The organism is Vibrio chagasii (assembly GCA_041879415.1).
Taxonomy (GTDB): domain Bacteria; phylum Pseudomonadota; class Gammaproteobacteria; order Enterobacterales; family Vibrionaceae; genus Vibrio.
In genome coordinates this window covers 70,590-87,677 of the sequence record CP090853.1, presented here as the reverse complement: position 1 = coordinate 87,677, position 17,088 = coordinate 70,590, and the positions used below count along the sequence as shown (strand labels likewise).

The 17,088-nt window shown below is 45.4% G+C and carries 32 protein-coding genes; 28 read left to right on the top strand and 4 right to left on the bottom strand.

Annotation, left to right across the window (positions count from 1 at the left end):
• The first annotated feature begins 12 nt into the window (after window positions 1-12).
• The 27 genes from rplC (at window position 13) to rplQ (ending at window position 13,340) form a co-directional block, all read left to right on the top strand.
• Complete coding sequence (gene rplC / locus L0991_22595; protein ID XGB65569.1) at window positions 13-642, top strand: 50S ribosomal protein L3; 630 nt, start codon at window positions 13-15, stop codon at window positions 640-642.
• 16 nt (window positions 643-658) lie between these two features.
• Entirely contained in the window at window positions 659-1,261 is a 603-nt protein-coding gene (rplD, locus tag L0991_22590) for a 50S ribosomal protein L4 (protein XGB65568.1), read from the top strand.
• Window positions 1,258-1,560: a 50S ribosomal protein L23 gene (rplW, locus tag L0991_22585; protein ID XGB65567.1), complete on the top strand. Its 303-nt coding sequence runs from the start codon at window positions 1,258-1,260 to the stop codon at window positions 1,558-1,560. The genes rplD and rplW overlap by 4 nt, the downstream gene beginning before the upstream one ends.
• Window positions 1,561-1,575: 15 nt before the next feature.
• Window positions 1,576-2,400: a 50S ribosomal protein L2 gene (rplB, locus tag L0991_22580; GenBank protein ID XGB65566.1), complete on the top strand. Its 825-nt coding sequence runs from the start codon at window positions 1,576-1,578 to the stop codon at window positions 2,398-2,400.
• A gap of 19 nt (window positions 2,401-2,419) precedes the next feature.
• On the top strand, window positions 2,420-2,698 hold the full coding sequence (rpsS, locus tag L0991_22575) for a 30S ribosomal protein S19 (GenBank protein XGB65565.1): 279 nt from the start codon (window positions 2,420-2,422) through the stop codon (window positions 2,696-2,698).
• Between the two features lie 10 nt (window positions 2,699-2,708).
• A complete protein-coding gene (rplV, locus tag L0991_22570) occupies window positions 2,709-3,041 on the top strand; it encodes a 50S ribosomal protein L22 (GenBank protein XGB65708.1) in 333 nt (110 codons plus the stop codon).
• 18 nt (window positions 3,042-3,059) lie between these two features.
• Window positions 3,060-3,758, top strand: coding sequence for a 30S ribosomal protein S3 (gene rpsC / locus L0991_22565; GenBank protein ID XGB65564.1), 699 nt, complete (start codon window positions 3,060-3,062; stop codon window positions 3,756-3,758).
• Window positions 3,759-3,769: 11 nt separating this feature from the next.
• Window positions 3,770-4,180, top strand: a complete 411-nt coding sequence (gene rplP, locus L0991_22560; GenBank protein ID XGB65563.1) for a 50S ribosomal protein L16 — start codon at window positions 3,770-3,772, stop codon at window positions 4,178-4,180.
• Window positions 4,180-4,371 (top strand): 50S ribosomal protein L29, encoded by a 192-nt coding sequence (gene rpmC / locus L0991_22555; protein ID XGB65562.1) that lies wholly within the window; start codon window positions 4,180-4,182, stop codon window positions 4,369-4,371. The genes rplP and rpmC overlap by 1 nt, the downstream gene beginning before the upstream one ends.
• A complete protein-coding gene (rpsQ, locus tag L0991_22550) occupies window positions 4,371-4,625 on the top strand; it encodes a 30S ribosomal protein S17 (GenBank protein ID XGB65561.1) in 255 nt (84 codons plus the stop codon). The genes rpmC and rpsQ overlap by 1 nt, the downstream gene beginning before the upstream one ends.
• Before the next feature lie 161 nt (window positions 4,626-4,786).
• Complete coding sequence (gene rplN / locus L0991_22545; GenBank protein ID XGB65560.1) at window positions 4,787-5,158, top strand: 50S ribosomal protein L14; 372 nt, start codon at window positions 4,787-4,789, stop codon at window positions 5,156-5,158.
• An 11-nt stretch (window positions 5,159-5,169) separates the two neighbouring features.
• Window positions 5,170-5,487, top strand: a complete 318-nt coding sequence (rplX, locus tag L0991_22540; GenBank protein XGB65559.1) for a 50S ribosomal protein L24 — start codon at window positions 5,170-5,172, stop codon at window positions 5,485-5,487.
• 24 nt (window positions 5,488-5,511) lie between these two features.
• The gene (rplE, locus tag L0991_22535) at window positions 5,512-6,051 is read left to right on the top strand and encodes a 50S ribosomal protein L5 (GenBank protein ID XGB65558.1); all 540 of its coding nucleotides are present in this window, start codon (window positions 5,512-5,514) and stop codon (window positions 6,049-6,051) included.
• Between the two features lie 16 nt (window positions 6,052-6,067).
• A complete protein-coding gene (rpsN, locus tag L0991_22530; protein XGB65557.1) occupies window positions 6,068-6,373 on the top strand; it encodes a 30S ribosomal protein S14 in 306 nt (101 codons plus the stop codon).
• 29 nt (window positions 6,374-6,402) lie between these two features.
• Window positions 6,403-6,795 (top strand): 30S ribosomal protein S8, encoded by a 393-nt coding sequence (rpsH, locus tag L0991_22525; protein ID XGB65556.1) that lies wholly within the window; start codon window positions 6,403-6,405, stop codon window positions 6,793-6,795.
• A gap of 13 nt (window positions 6,796-6,808) precedes the next feature.
• Window positions 6,809-7,342, top strand: coding sequence for a 50S ribosomal protein L6 (gene rplF, locus L0991_22520; GenBank protein ID XGB65555.1), 534 nt, complete (start codon window positions 6,809-6,811; stop codon window positions 7,340-7,342).
• Between the two features lie 9 nt (window positions 7,343-7,351).
• Window positions 7,352-7,705, top strand: a complete 354-nt coding sequence (rplR, locus tag L0991_22515; protein XGB65554.1) for a 50S ribosomal protein L18 — start codon at window positions 7,352-7,354, stop codon at window positions 7,703-7,705.
• 14 nt (window positions 7,706-7,719) lie between these two features.
• Window positions 7,720-8,220 (top strand): 30S ribosomal protein S5, encoded by a 501-nt coding sequence (rpsE, locus tag L0991_22510; protein ID XGB65553.1) that lies wholly within the window; start codon window positions 7,720-7,722, stop codon window positions 8,218-8,220.
• 7 nt (window positions 8,221-8,227) lie between these two features.
• Window positions 8,228-8,404, top strand: coding sequence for a 50S ribosomal protein L30 (rpmD, locus tag L0991_22505; GenBank protein XGB65552.1), 177 nt, complete (start codon window positions 8,228-8,230; stop codon window positions 8,402-8,404).
• 5 nt (window positions 8,405-8,409) lie between these two features.
• Complete coding sequence (rplO, locus tag L0991_22500; protein ID XGB65551.1) at window positions 8,410-8,844, top strand: 50S ribosomal protein L15; 435 nt, start codon at window positions 8,410-8,412, stop codon at window positions 8,842-8,844.
• A 20-nt stretch (window positions 8,845-8,864) separates the two neighbouring features.
• Window positions 8,865-10,199, top strand: coding sequence for a preprotein translocase subunit SecY (gene secY, locus L0991_22495; GenBank protein XGB65550.1), 1,335 nt, complete (start codon window positions 8,865-8,867; stop codon window positions 10,197-10,199).
• A 41-nt stretch (window positions 10,200-10,240) separates the two neighbouring features.
• Entirely contained in the window at window positions 10,241-10,354 is a 114-nt protein-coding gene (rpmJ, locus tag L0991_22490) for a 50S ribosomal protein L36 (GenBank protein XGB65549.1), read from the top strand.
• Between the two features lie 148 nt (window positions 10,355-10,502).
• Entirely contained in the window at window positions 10,503-10,859 is a 357-nt protein-coding gene (gene rpsM, locus L0991_22485; protein XGB65548.1) for a 30S ribosomal protein S13, read from the top strand.
• Between the two features lie 19 nt (window positions 10,860-10,878).
• Window positions 10,879-11,268 (top strand): 30S ribosomal protein S11, encoded by a 390-nt coding sequence (gene rpsK, locus L0991_22480; protein XGB65547.1) that lies wholly within the window; start codon window positions 10,879-10,881, stop codon window positions 11,266-11,268.
• A gap of 31 nt (window positions 11,269-11,299) precedes the next feature.
• On the top strand, window positions 11,300-11,920 hold the full coding sequence (rpsD, locus tag L0991_22475; GenBank protein ID XGB65546.1) for a 30S ribosomal protein S4: 621 nt from the start codon (window positions 11,300-11,302) through the stop codon (window positions 11,918-11,920).
• A gap of 22 nt (window positions 11,921-11,942) precedes the next feature.
• Window positions 11,943-12,935, top strand: coding sequence for a DNA-directed RNA polymerase subunit alpha (rpoA, locus tag L0991_22470; protein XGB65545.1), 993 nt, complete (start codon window positions 11,943-11,945; stop codon window positions 12,933-12,935).
• Window positions 12,936-12,959: 24 nt separating this feature from the next.
• Window positions 12,960-13,340: a 50S ribosomal protein L17 gene (rplQ, locus tag L0991_22465; protein XGB65544.1), complete on the top strand. Its 381-nt coding sequence runs from the start codon at window positions 12,960-12,962 to the stop codon at window positions 13,338-13,340.
• A 293-nt stretch (window positions 13,341-13,633) separates the two neighbouring features.
• On the opposite strand, the gene L0991_22460 is transcribed toward rplQ, so the two are convergent.
• Both L0991_22460 and L0991_22455 read right to left on the bottom strand, forming a co-directional pair.
• Window positions 13,634-14,128, bottom strand: coding sequence for a DUF2780 domain-containing protein (locus L0991_22460; protein XGB65543.1), 495 nt, complete (start codon window positions 14,126-14,128; stop codon window positions 13,634-13,636).
• Between the two features lie 134 nt (window positions 14,129-14,262).
• A complete protein-coding gene (locus L0991_22455) occupies window positions 14,263-14,883 on the bottom strand; it encodes an FKBP-type peptidyl-prolyl cis-trans isomerase (protein ID XGB65542.1) in 621 nt (206 codons plus the stop codon).
• Between the two features lie 213 nt (window positions 14,884-15,096).
• Here L0991_22455 and L0991_22450 point away from each other — a divergent pair, with 213 nt between their 5' ends.
• On the top strand, window positions 15,097-15,681 hold the full coding sequence (locus L0991_22450) for a lysine transporter LysM (protein XGB65541.1): 585 nt from the start codon (window positions 15,097-15,099) through the stop codon (window positions 15,679-15,681).
• Between the two features lie 50 nt (window positions 15,682-15,731).
• On the opposite strand, the gene L0991_22445 is transcribed toward L0991_22450, so the two are convergent.
• Together L0991_22445 and L0991_22440 are read right to left on the bottom strand one after the other, a co-directional pair.
• The gene (locus L0991_22445) at window positions 15,732-16,580 is read right to left on the bottom strand and encodes a DMT family transporter (GenBank protein XGB65540.1); all 849 of its coding nucleotides are present in this window, start codon (window positions 16,578-16,580) and stop codon (window positions 15,732-15,734) included.
• Complete coding sequence (locus L0991_22440; GenBank protein ID XGB65539.1) at window positions 16,580-17,032, bottom strand: GNAT family N-acetyltransferase; 453 nt, start codon at window positions 17,030-17,032, stop codon at window positions 16,580-16,582. The genes L0991_22445 and L0991_22440 overlap by 1 nt, the downstream gene beginning before the upstream one ends.
• Window positions 17,033-17,088: the final 56 nt, after the last annotated feature.

Genomic DNA, 17,088 nt, shown 5'->3' with positions numbered 1-17,088 from the left:
GAGATAAGAATAATGATTGGTCTAGTCGGACGTAAAGTGGGTATGACCCGCGTATTTACTGAAGAAGGCGTTTCTATCCCAGTAACTGTTGTTGAGGTTGAAGCGAACCGTATTTCTCAAGTTAAAACTCTAGAGAACGACGGCTACGCAGCAATCCAAGTAACTACTGGTGCTAAGAAAGCTAACCGTGTAACTAAACCTGAAGCTGGTCACTTCGCGAAAGCGGGTGTAGAAGCAGGTCGCGGTCTTTGGGAATTCCGTTTAGAAAACGGCGAAGAGTTTGAAGTTGGCGCTGAGCTAAACGTAGAACTTTTCAACGAAATTAAAAAAGTAGACGTTACTGGTACATCTAAAGGTAAAGGCTTCCAAGGCGCTGTTAAGCGTTGGAACTTCTCTACTCAAGATATGACTCACGGTAACTCTTTGTCTCACCGTGCACCGGGTTCAATTGGCCAATGTCAAACTCCAGGTCGCGTGTTTAAAGGCAAGAAAATGGCAGGTCACATGGGTGCTGAGCGTGTAACGACTCAAAACCTAGAGATCGTACGTGTTGACGCTGAGCGCAATCTGCTTCTTATTAAAGGTGCAGTACCAGGCTCAACAGGCGGCAACGTGATCGTAAAACCTGCTGTTAAAGCATAACGTCTAGGAGTAAGTAATGGAATTGATGGTTAAAGGTGCTGATGCACTAACTGTTTCCGAGACTACTTTCGGACGTGACTTCAACGAAGCTCTTGTACACCAAGTAGTTGTTGCATATGCAGCAGGTGCTCGTCAAGGTACTCGTGCTCAAAAGACTCGTTCTGAAGTATCTGGCGGTGGCGCTAAGCCATGGCGTCAAAAAGGTACTGGCCGCGCACGTGCTGGTACAATTCGTAGCCCAATCTGGCGTACAGGTGGTGTTACTTTTGCTGCGAAACCACAAGATCACAGCCAAAAAGTAAATAAGAAAATGTACCGCGGTGCTATGAAGAGCATTCTTTCTGAGCTTGTTCGTCAAGAGCGTCTAATCGTTGTTGATAACTTCTCAGTAGAAGCACCAAAAACAAAAGAACTTGTAGCTAAGCTTAAAGAGCTTGAGCTAAGCGACGTTCTGATTGTTACTGGCGAAGTAGATGAAAATCTATTCTTAGCTGCTCGTAACCTATACAAAGTTGATGCACGTGACGTTGCTGGTGTTGATCCAGTATCTCTAATTGCATTCGACAAGGTTCTAATGACTGCTGACGCAGTTAAGCAAGTTGAGGAGATGCTAGCATGATCACTGAAGAGCGTATCTTAAAAGTTCTACGTGCTCCGCACATCTCTGAAAAAGCAACTATGGCAGCTGAGAAAGCGAACACTATCGTTTTCAAAGTAGCTAAAGATGCAACTAAGAAAGAGATCAAAGCAGCTGTAGAAAAGCTATTTGAAGTTGAAGTTAAGTCTGTAAATACTCTTGTTCAAAAGGGTAAGACCAAACGTCAAGGTATGCGTGAAGGCCGTCGTTCAGACGTTAAGAAAGCCTACGTTACTTTGAAAGAAGGTCAAGATCTTGACTTCGTTGGCGGCGCGGAATAACAGGAGTAGTTAAAAATGGCTATTGTTAAATGTAAGCCGACTTCCCCTGGTCGTCGTCACGTCGTTAAAGTTGTTAACGCTGACCTACACAAGGGTAAGCCATACGCACCTCTTCTAGAGAAAAACTCTAAGAACGGTGGTCGTAACAACAACGGTCGTATCACAGTACGTCACATCGGCGGTGGTCACAAGCACCACTACCGTGTAATTGACTTCAAACGTACTAAAGATGGCATCCCAGCGAAAGTTGAGCGTCTAGAATACGATCCAAACCGTAGCGCTAACATCGCTCTAGTTCTGTACGCAGACGGTGAGCGTCGTTACATCATTGCACCAAAAGGCATTCAAGCCGGTGACCAGATCCAATCTGGTGTTGATGCGCCAATCAAAGCAGGTAACACTCTGCCGATGCGCAACATCCCAGTAGGTTCTACTGTACACTGTGTTGAACTTAAGCCTGGTAAAGGTGCTCAACTAGCTCGTTCGGCTGGTGCTTATGCTCAAATCGTTGCTCGCGACGGTGCATACATCACTATCCGTCTACGTTCTGGTGAAATGCGCAAAGTACTTTCTGAAGGTCGTGCAACGATCGGTGAAGTTGGTAACTCTGAGCATATGCTACGTGAACTTGGTAAAGCTGGTGCTTCACGCTGGCGCGGCGTACGTCCAACCGTACGTGGTGTAGTAATGAACCCGGTGGATCACCCACACGGTGGTGGTGAAGGCCGCACATCTGGTGGTCGTCACCCAGTTTCTCCTTGGGGCGTTCCTACTAAGGGCTTCAAGACTCGTAAGAACAAGCGCACTGACAAGTACATCGTACGTCGTCGCACTAAATAATTTATAAAGAGGAATCGCCATGCCACGTTCTCTCAAGAAAGGTCCTTTTATTGACCTACACTTGCTGAAGAAGGTAGAGAAAGCGGTGGAAAGCGGAGACAAAAAGCCTATTAAGACTTGGTCCCGTCGCTCAATGATCATCCCAACAATGATTGGTTTGACCATCGCTGTCCATAATGGTCGTCAGCACGTTCCAGTTTTCGTTACCGAAGAAATGATCGGTCACAAACTGGGCGAATTTGCACCAACTCGTACTTATCGCGGTCATGCTGCAGATAAGAAAGCTAAGAAGAAGTAAGGAGTAGATGATGGAAGCTTTAGCTAAACATAACTTTGCTCGTATTTCTCCACAGAAAGCTCGCTTAGTTGCAGACCAAATTCGCGGTAAGTCGGTAGACCAAGCTCTAGAAATTCTAACTTTCAGCAACAAAAAAGCTGCTGTTCTAGTTAAGAAAGTTCTAGAGTCAGCTATCGCTAACGCGGAACATAACGAAGGTGCAGATATCGACGATCTAAATGTCGCTAAAATCTTCGTAGATGAGGGCCCTATCATGAAGCGTATTATGCCTCGTGCTAAAGGTCGTGCGGATCGTATCTTGAAGCGTTCAAGCCACATCACTATTGTTGTAGCAGATCGCTAAAGACTAGGAGAGTAAGCAATGGGTCAGAAAGTACATCCTAATGGTATTCGTCTTGGCATCGTTAAGCCTTGGAATGCTACATGGTTTGCTAATACCAAAGATTTCGCTGACAACCTAGACGGCGACTTCAAGGTACGTCAGTTCCTTACAAAGGAACTACAAAAAGCATCACTATCTCGTATCGTTATCGAGCGTCCAGCTAAGAGCATCCGTGTGACTATTCACACTGCTCGTCCTGGCGTTGTTATCGGTAAGAAAGGTGAAGACGTAGAGAAGCTACGCGCAGCTGTAGCTAAAATCGCAGGTGTACCAGCGCAAATCAATATCGCTGAAGTACGTAAGCCTGAGTTAGATGGTCAGCTTGTAGCTGATAGCATCGCGTCTCAACTAGAGCGTCGTGTTATGTTCCGTCGTGCTATGAAGCGCGCAGTACAAAACGCTATGCGTCTAGGCGCTAAAGGTATCAAAGTGGAAGTAAGTGGTCGTCTAGGCGGCGCTGAAATCGCACGTTCTGAGTGGTACCGTGAAGGCCGTGTGCCTCTACACACTCTACGTGCAGACATTGATTACGCAACTTCTTCGGCTCACACTCAATACGGTGTGATCGGCATTAAAGTTTGGATCTTCAAAGGTGAGATTCTAGGCGGTATGCCAGCTGCTAACGCAGTAGAGCCTAAAGGCGATAAGCCTAAGAAGCAGCGTAAAGGCCGTAAGTAAGGAGTCGAACGATGCTACAACCAAAACGTACTAAGTTCCGCAAGGTTATGACTGGTCGTAACCGTGGTCTAGCTAAAGGTACTGAAGTAAGCTTCGGCGAATTCGGTCTTAAAGCTGTTGGCCGTGGTCGTCTGACTGCACGTCAAATCGAAGCGGCACGTCGTGCTATGACACGTCACATTAAGCGTCAAGGTCAAATCTGGATTCGTGTATTCCCAGACAAACCGATTACTGAAAAGCCTCTTGAAGTTCGTCAAGGTAAAGGTAAAGGTTCAGTAGCGTACTGGGTTGCTCAAATCCAACCTGGCAAAGTTATGTACGAAATGAATGGCGTACCTGAAGAGTTGGCACGTGAAGCGTTCCGCCTAGCGGCACGTAAACTGCCTGTTAAAACTACTTTTGTAACTAAGCAGGTGATGTGATGAAAGCACAAGATCTACGCGAAAAGAACGTTGAAGAGCTTAACGCTGAGCTATTGAATTTGCTACGTGAACAGTTCAACTTGCGCATGCAAGCTGCAACTGGTCAGCTTCAGCAAACTCATACTCTAAAAGCTGTACGCCGTGATATCGCACGTGTGAAAACTGTTTTGACTGAAAAGGCAGGCGCATAATGAGCGAAACTAACCGCATCCAGCAAGGCCGTGTAGTAAGTGACAAGATGGACAAGTCTATCGTTGTTGCTATCGAACGTACTGTAAAACACCCAATTTACGGTAAATACGTTAAACGCACGACTAAAGTACACGCACACGACGAAGACAACACTTGTGGCCTAGGCGACAAAGTTGAAATCGCTGAGTGTCGTCCTCTGTCTAAGACTAAGTCTTGGACATTGGTTAAAGTTCTAGAAAAAGCGAAGATTTAATCTTTGTAATTCTATAACTTATAAGCGGCTCCAAATTATTTTTGGGGCCGCTTGTTTTTTGTCTACCCAATTTAAAAAAAGGGTGGTACAATTCGCGTCCCTTTTAAAGAGGCAGCCCGACCCGAGAGGGTCTAGTTTTAATATTTAGCGGAGCACTAACAATGATCCAGATGCAAAGTACACTTGACGCAGCAGATAACTCTGGCGCGCGCAAGGTAATGTGTATTAAGGTTCTGGGTGGCTCTCACCGCCGTTATGCACATATCGGTGACATCATCAAAGTTACAGTTAAGGAAGCAATTCCTCGCGGTAAAGTAAAAAAAGGTGATGTTCTGAAGGCGGTAGTAGTGCGCACCCGTAAAGGCGTTCGTCGCCCAGACGGTTCTGTCATTCGCTTCGACAGTAATGCTTGTGTATTGTTAAACGACACTACTGAGCAACCAGTCGGCACACGTATCTTTGGTCCTGTGACTCGTGAACTTCGTAACGCGAAATTCATGAAGATTGTATCACTAGCACCTGAAGTTCTGTAAGGAGCGGCAATATGGCAGCTAAAATCCGTCGTAATGACGAAGTAATCATTCTTGCTGGTAAAGATAAAGGCAAGAAAGGTAAAGTAACTAAGGTTCTGACAACTGGTAAAGTTATCGTTGAAGGCATCAACCTTGTTAAGAAACACCAAAAGCCGGTTCCGGCTCTAGGTCAACAAGGTGGCATCGTTGAACAAGAAGCAGCTATTGACGCTTCTAACGTTGCAGTTTTTAACGCGGCTACTGGTAAAGCAGACCGTATCGGTTTCCGTATCGAAGATGGCAAGAAAGTTCGTTTCTTCAAATCTAACGGCGAAACTGTTTCTAACTAATTAGAAGTAATTTGGAGTTCTACTATGGCGAAACTGCATGATTACTACAAGTCGTCTGTAGTCGCTGAGCTTACCAAAGAGTTCAGCTACACAAGCGTCATGCAAGTCCCTAGGATTGAGAAAATCACCCTAAACATGGGCGTTGGTGAAGCAATCAACGATAAGAAACTGCTAGAAAACGCAGCAGCTGATATGGCAACGATCTCTGGTCAAAAGCCACTTATCACTAAAGCGCGTAAATCTGTAGCTGGTTTCAAAATTCGTGAAGGCTACCCAATTGGTTGTAAAGTAACCTTGCGTGGTGAGCGCATGTGGGAATTTTTAGAGCGTTTAATCTCTATCGCACTTCCACGTGTACGTGATTTCCGTGGTGTTAGCGCTAAGTCTTTCGACGGTCGCGGTAACTACAGCATGGGCGTTCGCGAGCAAATCATCTTTCCGGAAATCGACTACGATAAAGTCGATCGTGTCCGCGGTCTTGATATCACTATCACGACTTCTGCGGGTTCCGATGAGGAAGGCCGAGCTCTGCTGGCTGCCTTTAACTTCCCATTCCGTAAGTAAGGGTAGGGTTACTGTTATGGCTAAACAATCAATGAAAGCACGTGAAGCTAAACGTGCAAAACTAGTAGCTAAGTTCGCTGAAAAGCGTTCTGCGCTAAAAGTTATCATTAGCGATGTAAACGCATCTGAAGAAGATCGTTGGAATGCGGTTCTTAAACTGCAATCTCTTCCACGTGATTCAAGTGCATCACGTCAGCGTAACCGTTGCAACCAAACTGGTCGTCCACACGGTTACCTACGTAAATTCGGTCTAAGCCGCATTAAGGTTCGTGAAGCTTGCATGAAAGGCGAGATTCCGGGTCTTCGTAAGGCTAGCTGGTAATTGCCACTTAATCATTTGGAGTAAATCTTATGAGCATGCAAGATCCGATTTCGGATATGCTGACCCGCGTTCGTAACGGTCAGGCAGCAAACAAAGTTGCTGTAAAAATGCCTTCTTCAAAGCTTAAAGTTGCAATTGCTGCACTACTAAAAGCTGAAGGTTACATCGTAGACTTCGCTGTTGAAGGCGAAGCAAAACCTGAGCTAGAAGTTACTCTTAAGTACTTCCAAGCTAAACCTGTAATCGAGCAAATCAAGCGTGTATCACGTCCTGGTCTAAGAGTTTATAAAAATAAAGACTCTCTACCAACAGTGATGGGCGGTCTTGGTATTGCAGTTGTTTCTACTTCCAAGGGTCTAATGTCTGACCGTGCTGCTCGTAAAGCAGGTCTTGGCGGTGAAATCATCTGTTACGTAGCTTAATAAGGAGTAGATTATGTCTCGTGTTGCTAAAGCACCTGTCGCTATTCCAGCTGGCGTAGAGGTGAAACTAAACGGCCAAGAAGTTACTGTAAAAGGTAGCAAAGGTGAGCTTACTCGCGTTCTTAACAACGCCGTAGTTATTGCACAGGAAGAAAACAACCTAACTTTCGGTCCGAAAGAAGGTGTTGCTAACGCATGGGCACAAGCTGGTACAGCTCGCGCTCTAGTTAACAACATGGTTGTGGGTGTTACAGAAGGCTTCACTAAGAAGCTAACTCTAAAGGGTGTTGGTTACCGTGCTGCTATGAAAGGCAACTCTGTAGCTCTAACTCTTGGTTTTTCTCACCCAGTAGAGCACGCTCTACCTGAAGGTATTAAAGCTGAGTGCCCTAGCCAAACTGAGATCGTTGTAACTGGTTGTGACAAACAGCTAGTTGGTCAAGTTGCGGCTGACATTCGTTCTTACCGTGCTCCTGAGCCTTACAAAGGTAAAGGTGTTCGTTACGCAGATGAAAATGTGCGTACTAAAGAAGCTAAGAAGAAGTAAGGTATCACTATGGATAAGAAAGCATCTCGCATCCGTCGTGCTACACGTGCACGTCGTAAGATTGCAGAACTTGGTGCAACTCGCCTGGTAGTACACCGTACTCCTCGCCATGTTTACGCACAAGTTATCGCGGCAAACGGCTCTGAGGTTATCGCAGCTGCTTCTACTGTAGAAAAAGCGATCCGTGAGCAAGTTAAGAACACTGGTAACGTTGATGCAGCTAAAGCAGTTGGTAAAGCTGTTGCTGAGCGCGCTCTTGAAAAAGGCGTAGCTTCAGTTGCATTCGATCGTTCTGGTTTCCAATACCACGGTCGAGTAGCGGCGCTAGCAGAATCTGCTCGCGAAGCTGGTCTGAAATTCTAAGGTAGGGTTGGAAGATGGCTAAAGAACAACAACAAGCTAATGATTTGCAAGAAAAGCTAATCGCTGTTAACCGTGTATCTAAGACGGTTAAAGGTGGTCGAATCATGAGCTTCACTGCACTAACAGTAGTTGGTGACGGTAATGGTCGTGTAGGTTTCGGTTACGGCAAAGCTCGTGAAGTACCTGCTGCGATTCAAAAAGCAATGGAAAAAGCGCGTCGTAACATGGTTACTGTTGCGCTGAACGAAGGCACTCTTCACCACCCGGTGAAAGGTCGTCATTCGGGCTCTAAAGTTTACATGCAGCCAGCTGCAGAAGGTACAGGTGTTATTGCCGGTGGTGCAATGCGTGCTGTACTTGAAGTTGCGGGCGTACATAACGTACTTTCTAAAGCATACGGTTCTACGAACCCTATCAACATCGTTCGTGCAACGATTGGTGCTCTAGTAGACGTTAAGTCACCAGAAATGGTTGCTGCTAAACGTGGTCTAACTGTTGAATCTATTTCGGAGTAAGCACACGATGGCAACTATTAAAGTAACTCAAACTAAAAGCTCAATTGGTCGCCTACCTAAGCACAAAGCGTGCCTTAAAGGTCTAGGTCTTCGTCGCATCAACCATACAGTAGAACTTGAAGATACTCCGTGCGTACGCGGTATGATCAACAAGGTTTACTACATGGTTAAGATTGAGGAGTAATCAGAATGCGTTTGAATACTCTATCACCGGCTGCTGGCTCTAAACCTTCTAAGAAGCGTGTAGGTCGTGGTATCGGTTCTGGCCTTGGTAAAACAGGTGGCCGCGGTCACAAAGGTCAAAAGTCACGTTCTGGCGGCTCTGTACGTCCAGGTTTTGAAGGCGGTCAAATGCCTCTAAAACAACGTCTACCTAAATTCGGTTTCACTTCTCGTAAGAGCCTAGTGTCTGCTGAAGTTCGTCTAGCTGAGCTAGCGAAAGTAACAGGTGACGTAGTTGATCTTAACAGCCTTAAAGCTGCTAACGTTATCACTAAGAACATCGAATTCGTTAAGATCGTTCTTTCTGGTGACCTAAGCAAAGCTGTGACTGTTAAAGGTCTACGCGTGACTAAAGGCGCTAAAGCTGCAATCGAAGCTGCAGGCGGTAAAATCGAGGAATAATCTCGAGGAACGAGGTACAGATGGCTAAGAAACCAGGACAAGATTTTCGTAGTGCTCAGAGCGGCTTAAGTGAACTAAAGTCGCGCTTATTATTCGTAATTGGTGCACTTTTAGTATTCCGAGCCGGCTCTTTTGTGCCGATCCCTGGTATTGACGCAGCTGTACTTGCCGATTTGTTCGATCAGCAAAAAGGTACCATCGTTGAAATGTTTAACATGTTCTCCGGTGGTGCTCTTGAGCGTGCATCTATATTAGCATTGGGTATCATGCCGTACATTTCGGCATCGATCGTAGTCCAATTGTTAACTGTAGTTCATCCAGCGTTAGCGGAACTCAAGAAAGAGGGTGAAGCAGGCCGTCGTAAGATAAGCCAATATACACGCTACGGCACGCTTGTACTTGCAACATTCCAAGCTATTGGTATTGCAACGGGCTTACCAAACATGGTCGACAATCTGGTTGTTATCAACCAAACCATGTTTACGCTTATTGCTACCGTGAGTTTAGTAACTGGTACCATGTTCTTAATGTGGTTAGGTGAACAAATCACTGAGCGAGGAATCGGTAATGGTATTTCCATTCTGATTTTTGCAGGTATTGTTGCTGGATTGCCTTCTGCAATCGGTCAAACAATCGAGCAAGCGCGTCAAGGTGAATTGCATGTGCTTCTTCTGCTGTTGATTGCTGTATTGTCTTTTGCTGTTATCTACTTCGTAGTTTTCATGGAACGTGGTCAACGTCGTATCGTCGTTAACTATGCGAAACGTCAACAAGGTCGTAAGGTTTTTGCAGCACAAAGCTCTCACTTGCCACTTAAAATTAATATGGCAGGTGTTATTCCAGCGATTTTCGCATCGAGCATTATTTTGTTCCCAGGAACATTAGCACAGTGGTTTGGTCAAAATGGTGAAAGCAGCGCGTTCGGTTGGTTAACTGACGTGTCATTAGCTCTTAGCCCAGGTCAGCCTCTGTATGTAATGCTTTATGCAGCAGCTATAATCTTCTTCTGTTTCTTCTATACAGCGTTGGTGTTTAACCCACGTGAAACAGCTGATAACTTGAAGAAGTCTGGTGCATTCGTACCCGGTATCCGCCCAGGTGAGCAGACAGCGAAATATATCGATAAAGTGATGACTAGACTAACCCTTGCGGGCGCTCTATACATTACTTTTATATGTCTGATTCCTGAATTCATGATGGTCGCGTGGAACGTTCGTTTCTACTTCGGCGGCACTTCACTACTAATCGTAGTGGTAGTTATCATGGATTTCATGGCACAGGTACAGACTCATCTGATGTCACAACAGTATGATTCTGTGTTAAAGAAAGCGAATCTGAAAGGTTACGGCCGTTAATTCGGTGGTAATAATTTCAGTTCCATTTACGGAGTTTAGCAATGAAAGTTCGTGCTTCCGTTAAAAAAATCTGCCGTAACTGTAAAGTTATCAAGCGTAACGGTGTCGTTCGCGTGATTTGCAGTGAGCCAAAGCATAAGCAACGCCAAGGCTAATCAGCAGAAATTTTTACTTGAAATACAAGGTAGAGTCGAGTATATTCCTCGGCCTACCTTTTGCGTGCAAAAGAAGTAGTATGCCGCAGCGTATCCATAACGGGCTTTGCTGCGGATAATTCTTTTATGAACCCCTTAGGAGTGAATAATGGCCCGTATAGCCGGCATTAACATTCCTGATCACAAGCATTCTGTAATTGCACTTACTGCAATCTACGGTATCGGTAAAACTCGCTCTCAAGCTATTCTAGCTGAAGTGGGTATTGCTGAAGATGCTAAGATCAGTGAACTAACTGAAGAGCAGATCGATCAACTGCGTGATGGTGTAGCTAAGTACACTGTAGAAGGTGATCTACGTCGTGAAGTATCGATGAACATCAAGCGTCTTATGGACCTTGGCTGTTACCGCGGTCTTCGTCATCGTCGCAGTCTACCACTACGTGGACAGCGTACTAAAACCAACGCTCGCACCCGTAAGGGTCCGCGCAAGCCGATCAAGAAATAGTCGGATAAGGTAGAGTACAATGGCAAAACAACCAACTCGCGCGCGTAAGCGCGTACGCAAGCAAGTAGCTGATGGCGTAGCGCACATTCATGCTTCTTTCAACAACACAATCGTAACTATCACTGACCGTCAAGGCAACGCTCTTGCATGGGCTACAGCAGGTGGTTCAGGTTTCCGTGGTTCTCGTAAATCTACTCCGTTCGCAGCACAAGTTGCAGCTGAGCGTTGTGGTGAAATGGCTAAAGAATATGGCCTAAAGAACTTGGAAGTTATGGTTAAGGGTCCAGGTCCAGGTCGTGAATCTACTGTTCGCGCACTGAACGCTGCTGGTTTCCGTATCACTAACATTGTTGATGCGACACCAATCCCTCATAACGGTTGTCGTCCACCTAAGAAACGTCGCGTTTAAGTTTCGTTTCTAGGAATATTGGAGAAAGATCATGGCAAGATATTTGGGTCCTAAGCTAAAGCTTAGCCGTCGCGAAGGTACTGACTTATTCCTTAAGTCTGGTGTCCGTGCGATCGATACCAAGTGTAAAATTGATAACGCACCAGGTGTACACGGCGCTCGTCGCGGTCGTCTATCTGAGTATGGCGTTCAGCTTCGTGAGAAGCAAAAAGTTCGTCGTATCTACGGCGTTCTAGAAAAACAATTCCGCAACTACTACAAAGAAGCTGCACGTCTAAAAGGCAACACGGGTGCAAACCTGCTTCAGCTTCTTGAAGGTCGTCTTGATAACGTAGTTTACCGTATGGGCTTTGGCGCAACTCGTGCTGAATCTCGTCAACTAGTTAGCCACAAGTCTATCCTAGTTAACGGTAAAGTTGTAAACGTTCCTTCTTTCAAAGTAGCGGCAAACGACGTTGTTTCTATCCGCGAGAAAGCTAAACAGCAATCTCGTATTAAAGCGGCTCTAGAAGTTGCTGAACAACGTGAAAAGCCAACTTGGATTGAAGTAGATGCTGGCAAAATGGAAGGTACATTCAAGCGTATGCCTGAGCGTTCTGACCTATCAGCTGACATCAATGAACACTTGATCGTCGAACTTTACTCTAAGTAAGGTTAAAAAAAGAGAGGACACAATGCAGGGTTCTGTAACAGAATTTCTTAAGCCGCGTCTTGTTGACATTGAACAGATCAATACGACACACGCGAAAGTAACTCTTGAGCCATTAGAGCGCGGTTTCGGCCACACTCTAGGTAATGCTCTTCGCCGCATTCTTCTATCTTCTATGCCGGGTTGTGCCGTAACAGAAGTTGAAATCGAAGGTGTGCTACACGAATACAGCACTAAAGAAGGCGTTCAGGAAGATATCCTGGAAATCCTTCTAAACCTTAAAGGTTTGGCTGTGCGCGTTGCTGAAGGCAAAGATGAAGTGTTTATTACACTGAACAAATCAGGCTCAGGCCCTGTTGTTGCAGGTGACATCACCCACGATGGTGATGTAGAGATCGCTAACCCTGAGCACGTAATTTGTCACCTAACGGATGACAACGCTGAGATCGCTATGCGTATCAAAGTAGAACGTGGTCGTGGTTACGTTCCAGCTTCAGCTCGTATCCATACTGAAGAAGATGAGCGTCCAATCGGTCGTCTACTTGTTGACGCTACTTACAGCCCGGTTGATAAAATCGCTTACGCTGTAGAAGCGGCACGTGTAGAGCAACGTACTGACTTAGACAAGCTTGTTATCGATATGGAAACGAACGGTACTCTAGAACCTGAGGAAGCAATCCGTCGCGCAGCTACTATCCTAGCTGAACAACTGGATGCGTTCGTAGATCTTCGTGATGTACGTGTACCTGAGGAGAAGGAAGAGAAGCCAGAATTCGATCCTATCCTACTACGTCCTGTAGACGATCTTGAACTAACAGTTCGCTCTGCTAACTGTTTGAAAGCAGAAGCGATTCACTACATCGGTGATCTTGTACAGCGCACTGAGGTTGAGCTACTTAAAACGCCAAACCTTGGTAAGAAATCTCTTACAGAGATTAAAGATGTGCTTGCTTCACGTGGTCTTTCTCTAGGCATGCGTCTAGAAAACTGGCCACCAGCGTCAATCGCTGAAGATTAATCGAAAAGTTAGAAGGATTAGGTCATGCGCCATCGTAAAAGTGGTCGTCAACTCAACCGCAACAGCAGTCATCGTAAAGCGATGTTCAGCAACATGGCTAGCTCTCTTGTTCGTCACGAAGTTATCAAAACTACCGTGCCTAAAGCAAAAGAACTACGTCGCGTAATTGAGCCGTTGATTACCCTAGCTAAGACAGACAGTGTTGCTAACCGTCGTCTTGCATTCGCTCGCACTCGTGATAACGAAGTGGTAGCAAAACTATTTAATGAACTAGGCCCGCGTTTCGCGGCTCGCCAAGGTGGTTACACTCGCATTCTTAAATGTGGTTTCCGTACTGGTGATAAAGCTCCAATGGCTTACATTGAGCTTGTAGACCGCCCAGCTGCTGAAGAAGCTGCTGAGTAATCTATACTAGATTCTTAATACAAAAAGCCGAGCACTAGCTCGGCTTTTTTGTATCTATTATTTTTCGATCTGGCATCATAATACTCGGCACTTTCTCTTGCTTAGAATAAGCGTCGCTCTCAAAATATCTCGTATCTCGTATCTCGTATCTCGTATCTCGTATCTCGTATCTCGTATCTCGTATCTCGTATCTCGTATCTCGTATCTCGTATCTCGTATCTCAGTTTCTTACGCCCACAAAAAAGAGCACCGAAGTGCCCTTATCATTTCAATCTACAGTCTTGTTACTTAACTTATTTCCAAATCGCTGCTAGCGAATCCATCAAACCACTTGTTGCGCCTTGCGATTGCAGTGCTTGAAGGATAATTGGTGCAAATGTAGAAACCATTGATGGGTCCATACCTAGGCTAGAAAAAGCACTTTCAACTGCACCTTGTGAGTTCAGTAGTGATGATAGGCCTGTTGACTCCAAGCTAGACATGCCTGGAATAAGTGTTGCGAGTTCTTTGTTGTCAGCAGTATCTAGTGAGTTCTGTGCAAGAGCCAACATAGAGCCGATGCCACCAATTGCTTGATCGCTAGTTACTGAAGCTTGGTCAGCAACGGTATCGGCAAGTGGTGTTGTTTCGTTTTGTTGAGACCACATGTTCACTGCTGCCATCAATGCAGTTTGTGATAGTTGAGAGTAGTTGGTATCAGAATCAGAACTGGTTTGTTCAGAATTGCTAGTGCTAGCGCAAGAGACAACAGCAAGGCTGCTTAAAACGGTGATGAGTACTTTCTTCATTATTCGTCCTTAAGTAATAAAGTAATTTACTCTTTCACTATAAACGAAAAACGGCGATGTAGTCACATCGCCGTTACATTATTTTAATTTTATTTGCCTATAGTATTTTGTTTTACCATAGGTTTTTATAAAAATTAAAGAATAGCTAGAAGTTCTACTTCAAATACTAGAGCAGCAAATGGTGGGATTGCAGCACCTGCGCCACGCTCACCGTATGCTAGGTTTTGAGGGATGTATAGCTTCCACTTAGAGCCAACAGGCATCATTTGTAGAGCTTCAACCCAACCTTGAATTACGCCAGTTACTGGGAATTCAGCTGGTTGACCGCGAGATACAGAGCTGTCGAAAACAGTACCGTCAGTTAGTTCGCCGTGGTAGTGAACACGTACTTGCTTGTCTGCAGTTGGGATTTCGCCAGTGCCTTCAGTTAGTACTTCGTATTGAAGACCAGACTCAAGAACGGTTACTTCTGAACGAAGAGCGTTATCAGCTAGGAAAGCTTCGCCGTCTGCAGCTGCAGCTTTAGCTAGTTCTTGACGTGCAGCTTCACCGCGAGTGTGTAGCTCTTGTAGTGCGTTGTTGATTTCGTCAACTTCGATAGCTGGCATGTCACCAACTAGAGCTGTAGCGATACCAGCAGCGATTGCGTCAACGTTTAGGCCTTCAAGACCAGAACCAGCAAGTTGTTGGCCCATTTGTAGACCGATACCGTAGCTAGCTTTTTGCTCTACAGTTTCAAATTTTACTTCAGACATGAAAAGTCACTCTTTTTGTCAGTACGAAAAAGGTAAGAATACCAGTATTAGCAGCGTGAAGAAACGGCTAGTCCCTGATCACTTGCGCTTTACCGCGTCCAAATCACAGCCATGTCAATTTTCTTGCATTGAGCCCCGTTGTGACGGAAAGATCTATACTGTTGGTACTTTGGTTTTTATACTGTAGTTATTCAATGTATAGGACGCAGTGGTATGAATCGTCGTCAAAAGAAAAAGCAGAAAGTTGACCACTTAGCAGAACTCAAGGATCGACTGAACCAGGTCAAAGAGAAATTGAGCTCGATCGATATAAAAGAAATCAAAACCTCGGTTGTCCAGACTTGGGGTTTATTACCTAAGCTACACCAAAGACTATTAACGGTGATTTCGCCGATCGTTCTTATCCTACTGGTTGTGCCGTTACCTGAGCCTAAAGTAGAAACAACCCCGGTTACATCTCGCGTTGCGCTTGAGATCAATACCGTTGGGTTGAGCGAGCAGCACAATACTAAGAGTAACTCATCAGAGCCGACGAACAATAATTGGCAAGAGTACCTGGTTAAGCAAGGTGATACTTTGGCTCAAGTTTTCCGAAACAACGATTTACCGCTGTCTGATTTAAATGCGCTAGTCCGCATTGAAGGGGCAGACAAACCACTCAGCCAAATTCGTAAAGGTCAGTTAGTTCGATTCAAATTAGCTGAAACTGGGCAACTTGATATTCTACAGTTAGAGAAGGGCGATACATCAGTCATGTTCTTCCGTCTGTCGGATGGTGGCTTTGGCCGCAGCAAATAGACATTTTGCGTGAGTTACGAACTCAACAGCACGAACGAGGTAAAAAAGAGCTAAGCATTAGCTCTTTTTTTTGGTCGCTTGAAAGGCGCGAGCGGTAGGATGATCAGCATAATGCCAATAAAGGTTAGCGTATCAGGGATCTCATCGAACCATATGGCGCCAATTAACGCGACAAACACTAAGCCTGAATATTCCGCGAGAGCAATCTGACTTGAGTGAGCTTTTTGGTAGGCGGCAACTGCAAGCCCGTTGTAACTCAGTATTAGCGTTGCACTTAGTGCTATGTATCCAAGATGTTCTAAAGACACAGGCTGCCAATACAATAAGCACAGTAGTAACGATGCGGGGATGGAGAAGAGGGTTGTCCACCATAGCGTCGTCACGACGGATTGCTCACTAGGAAGTTTTCTTACCAGTACATTAAACAGGGCAAGAGTTAGTGCTGTGCCTAATGCAAATAGTGCTGCCCAGTGGAACTGAGAAGGTCGTAACACGATTAGCGCGCCAATAAAGCCGACAGTAGTGGCGATGATTTTGCCAAGCGCAGGCTGCTCTTTTAGCAGAAGTACTGACAGAGGTAGCATCAATAATGGGGCGACGTAAAATACCGCGTTAGCTGTCGCTAAAGACATATGGGTGATAGCGACCACCATACATCCACTACCGATTAAGATCAGTTGCCCACGGATTAAGGTGACCTTGGCTTGTTGTAGGCGGCGTTGCTCCTTGCTTTGTCGCAGCCACAAAGGAGTAATGAGTAACAGAGATATCAACTGACGGAAAAAAATATACTGAAGAGGTGAGACTTCGCCGTTCAGTAACTTCACAGTTACGTCAGAGAGCGAGGCAAACAGGTTTCCCGCAATCAAAAGTAGGATACCGACAGTGATATTCGACATTACTTCTCTAATCTCATGTCTACGTGTGGAATATCATCTTCCAAATACATATCTGAGACTGTTTTGAATCCATGGCTTGCGTAGAAGCTTTCTAGGTGCTCTTGCGCACCAATATCGATGGTCGTGTTCGGCCATAATGCCTCACAACGAGTTAATGCTTCTACCAGCAATTTATGCCCTAAACCGTTGCCTCTTGCTGATTGCTTGGTGGCCACTCGGCCAATACTGGCATTGTCATAAGTGGTGCCAGGTGGCAATAAACGAGCACAAGCGATGAGTTCTCCGTCTGCATAGCCCATTAGGTGCTGGACACCTTCAAGGGTGTCTTTGCCATCGAGCTCTGGATAAGGGCAGGTTTGCTCAACCACAAATACGTCGACTCGTAGTTGCAGCAGTTGATAAAGCTGTTGTGTTGAAAGTTCAGAAAAGGGAATAGAGTGCCAAGTGATCATGTTTACATCCAGAGATTATCGATGCTTTGAATGTACTATGCACACTGACCGTTGGC

Excerpts from the sequence above, each read along its gene's own strand:
- rplE (XGB65558.1), top strand. The coding sequence starts at position 5,512 with ATGGCGAAACTGCATGATTACTACAAGTCGTCTGTAGTCGCTGAGCTT.
- L0991_22460 (XGB65543.1), bottom strand. The coding sequence starts at position 14,128 with ATGAAGAAAGTACTCATCACCGTTTTAAGCAGCCTTGCTGTTGTCTCT.
- rpsE (XGB65553.1), top strand. The coding sequence starts at position 7,720 with ATGGCTAAAGAACAACAACAAGCTAATGATTTGCAAGAAAAGCTAATC.
- rplO (XGB65551.1), top strand. The coding sequence starts at position 8,410 with ATGCGTTTGAATACTCTATCACCGGCTGCTGGCTCTAAACCTTCTAAG.
- L0991_22445 (XGB65540.1), bottom strand. The coding sequence starts at position 16,580 with ATGTCGAATATCACTGTCGGTATCCTACTTTTGATTGCGGGAAACCTG.
- rplN (XGB65560.1), top strand. The coding sequence starts at position 4,787 with ATGATCCAGATGCAAAGTACACTTGACGCAGCAGATAACTCTGGCGCG.
- rpsH (XGB65556.1), top strand. The coding sequence starts at position 6,403 with ATGAGCATGCAAGATCCGATTTCGGATATGCTGACCCGCGTTCGTAAC.
- rpsC (XGB65564.1), top strand. The coding sequence starts at position 3,060 with ATGGGTCAGAAAGTACATCCTAATGGTATTCGTCTTGGCATCGTTAAG.
- rplB (XGB65566.1), top strand. The coding sequence starts at position 1,576 with ATGGCTATTGTTAAATGTAAGCCGACTTCCCCTGGTCGTCGTCACGTC.
- rplV (XGB65708.1), top strand. The coding sequence starts at position 2,709 with ATGGAAGCTTTAGCTAAACATAACTTTGCTCGTATTTCTCCACAGAAA.
- rplC (XGB65569.1), top strand. The coding sequence starts at position 13 with ATGATTGGTCTAGTCGGACGTAAAGTGGGTATGACCCGCGTATTTACT.
- rplQ (XGB65544.1), top strand. The coding sequence starts at position 12,960 with ATGCGCCATCGTAAAAGTGGTCGTCAACTCAACCGCAACAGCAGTCAT.
- rpsQ (XGB65561.1), top strand. The coding sequence starts at position 4,371 with ATGAGCGAAACTAACCGCATCCAGCAAGGCCGTGTAGTAAGTGACAAG.
- rplX (XGB65559.1), top strand. The coding sequence starts at position 5,170 with ATGGCAGCTAAAATCCGTCGTAATGACGAAGTAATCATTCTTGCTGGT.
- rplD (XGB65568.1), top strand. The coding sequence starts at position 659 with ATGGAATTGATGGTTAAAGGTGCTGATGCACTAACTGTTTCCGAGACT.
- rpmJ (XGB65549.1), top strand. The coding sequence starts at position 10,241 with ATGAAAGTTCGTGCTTCCGTTAAAAAAATCTGCCGTAACTGTAAAGTT.
- L0991_22455 (XGB65542.1), bottom strand. The coding sequence starts at position 14,883 with ATGTCTGAAGTAAAATTTGAAACTGTAGAGCAAAAAGCTAGCTACGGT.
- rplW (XGB65567.1), top strand. The coding sequence starts at position 1,258 with ATGATCACTGAAGAGCGTATCTTAAAAGTTCTACGTGCTCCGCACATC.
- rpmD (XGB65552.1), top strand. The coding sequence starts at position 8,228 with ATGGCAACTATTAAAGTAACTCAAACTAAAAGCTCAATTGGTCGCCTA.
- rpsS (XGB65565.1), top strand. The coding sequence starts at position 2,420 with ATGCCACGTTCTCTCAAGAAAGGTCCTTTTATTGACCTACACTTGCTG.
- rpsN (XGB65557.1), top strand. The coding sequence starts at position 6,068 with ATGGCTAAACAATCAATGAAAGCACGTGAAGCTAAACGTGCAAAACTA.
- L0991_22440 (XGB65539.1), bottom strand. The coding sequence starts at position 17,032 with ATGATCACTTGGCACTCTATTCCCTTTTCTGAACTTTCAACACAACAG.
- rplF (XGB65555.1), top strand. The coding sequence starts at position 6,809 with ATGTCTCGTGTTGCTAAAGCACCTGTCGCTATTCCAGCTGGCGTAGAG.
- rpsK (XGB65547.1), top strand. The coding sequence starts at position 10,879 with ATGGCAAAACAACCAACTCGCGCGCGTAAGCGCGTACGCAAGCAAGTA.
- rpmC (XGB65562.1), top strand. The coding sequence starts at position 4,180 with ATGAAAGCACAAGATCTACGCGAAAAGAACGTTGAAGAGCTTAACGCT.
- rplR (XGB65554.1), top strand. The coding sequence starts at position 7,352 with ATGGATAAGAAAGCATCTCGCATCCGTCGTGCTACACGTGCACGTCGT.
- rpoA (XGB65545.1), top strand. The coding sequence starts at position 11,943 with ATGCAGGGTTCTGTAACAGAATTTCTTAAGCCGCGTCTTGTTGACATT.
- rplP (XGB65563.1), top strand. The coding sequence starts at position 3,770 with ATGCTACAACCAAAACGTACTAAGTTCCGCAAGGTTATGACTGGTCGT.
- rpsM (XGB65548.1), top strand. The coding sequence starts at position 10,503 with ATGGCCCGTATAGCCGGCATTAACATTCCTGATCACAAGCATTCTGTA.
- secY (XGB65550.1), top strand. The coding sequence starts at position 8,865 with ATGGCTAAGAAACCAGGACAAGATTTTCGTAGTGCTCAGAGCGGCTTA.
- rpsD (XGB65546.1), top strand. The coding sequence starts at position 11,300 with ATGGCAAGATATTTGGGTCCTAAGCTAAAGCTTAGCCGTCGCGAAGGT.
- L0991_22450 (XGB65541.1), top strand. The coding sequence starts at position 15,097 with ATGAATCGTCGTCAAAAGAAAAAGCAGAAAGTTGACCACTTAGCAGAA.